This is a genomic window from Undibacterium sp. TJN25 (assembly GCF_049339885.1).
GTDB lineage: Bacteria > Pseudomonadota > Gammaproteobacteria > Burkholderiales > Burkholderiaceae_D > Undibacterium.
The window spans coordinates 1,545-3,125 of sequence record NZ_JBMPPM010000027.1 but is presented as its reverse complement, the minus strand read 5'-3'; the positions used below and the strand labels follow the sequence as shown (position 1 = coordinate 3,125).

Here is a 1,581-nt window from a genome sequence, read left to right as displayed (position 1 = left end):
AGCAAACCTATGAAAATCGGCATCCCCGCCGAGACACGGCCGGGCGAGACGCGCGTAGCGGCAACGCCCGAAACCATCAAGAAATACGTTGCGGCCAAACATCAGGTCATCGTGCAGTCCGGCGCCGGTGTCGCCTCCAGCATTACCGATGAAGCCTACCAGGCTGCCGGCGCCCAGATCGGCACGGCGGCCGACGCCTTTGGCGCCGAACTGGTGCTCAAGGTCCGCGCCCCGGACGCCGCAGAACGGACGCTGATCAAATCCGGCACCGTGCTGGTGGGCATGCTCAACCCGTTTGACGCCGACAACATCGCCGCCATGGCCGCGCACGGCCTGTCCGCCTTTGCCCTCGAAGCCGCACCCCGTATCACCCGCGCCCAGTCGCTGGACGTACTGTCGTCGCAGGCCAATATCGCCGGCTACAAGGCCGTCATGCTTGCCGCCAACACCTACCAGCGCTTCATGCCCATGCTGATGACCGCCGCCGGCACCGTCAAGGCCGCCCGCGTACTGATCATGGGCGTCGGCGTCGCCGGCCTGCAGGCCATTGCCACCGCCAAGCGCCTGGGCGCCGTCATTGAAGCGTCCGACGTCCGTCCGCCCGTCAAGGAACAGGTCGAATCGCTGGGCGCCAAGTTCATCGACGTCCCCTTCCTCACCGATGAAGAAAAAGAAATCGCACAGGGCACCGGCGGCTACGCCCGCGCCATGCCCGCCGACTGGATGCGCCGCCAGGCAGAACTGGTGCATGAACGCGCCAGGCAGGCCGACATCATCATCACCACCGCGCTGATCCCCGGCCGCAAGGCCCCGATCCTGATCTCCGAAGACACCGTCAAGGCCATGAAACCCGGCTCGGTGATCGTCGACATGGCGGTCGAACAAGGCGGCAACTGTCCCTTGTCCGAGCTGAACAAGACCGTCACCAAATACGGCGTGCACATCATCGGCGAACCCAACCTGGCCACGCTGGTGGCCGCGGACGCGTCCGCCCTGTATGCGCGCAACGTGCTCGACTTCCTCAAACTGATCATCGACAAGGATGCGGCACTGGCGATCAACCGCGAAGATGAAATCATCGCCGCCACGCTGGTCTGCGCCGGCGGTGAAGTATTAAGGAAATAGAACGCACATCAAGGCGGCGCCATCGCCAGGCCGGCCAGGGAGACAGGGACATGGCACCTCGTACGCCGTCCCCCGTCTCCGCAAGCCAGCGAAGCAGCGCCGCCACCGGTTCAACAATGGATATTCAATAAAATAATGATATTCCATAATTACAAGCAGAGAGGGCATCATGGAAGTTAGCCACACCCTTACCAATCTCATCATTTTTGTACTCGCGATCTACGTGGGCTACCACGTGGTCTGGACAGTGACCCCAGCCTTGCACACCCCGCTGATGGCGGTGACCAATGCCATTTCCGCCATCATCATCGTCGGCGCCATGCTGGCTGCCGGCCTGACCGAAGGCCTGCTGGCCCAGGTGATGGGCACCGCTGCCGTGGCGCTGGCCGCCGTCAACGTCTTCGGCGGTTTCCTGGTCACGCAGAGGATGCTGGAAATGTTTAAGAAAAAAGAATC

2 protein-coding genes are annotated in these 1,581 nt (G+C 62.6%); both read left to right on the top strand.

Annotated features, from left to right (window positions below):
* The first annotated feature begins 9 nt into the window (after nucleotides 1-9).
* Complete coding sequence (locus ACO0LO_RS28900; protein ID WP_422969988.1) at nucleotides 10-1,125, top strand: Re/Si-specific NAD(P)(+) transhydrogenase subunit alpha; 1,116 nt, start codon at nucleotides 10-12, stop codon at nucleotides 1,123-1,125.
* A gap of 169 nt (nucleotides 1,126-1,294) precedes the next feature.
* The coding region (locus tag ACO0LO_RS28895; RefSeq protein WP_422969986.1) for an NAD(P) transhydrogenase subunit alpha at nucleotides 1,295-1,581 on the top strand (287 nt) is incomplete at its 3' end.

Coding starts and splice junctions, on each gene's coding strand:
- ACO0LO_RS28900 (WP_422969988.1), top strand. CDS start 10: ATGAAAATCGGCATCCCCGCCGAGACACGGCCGGGCGAGACGCGCGTA.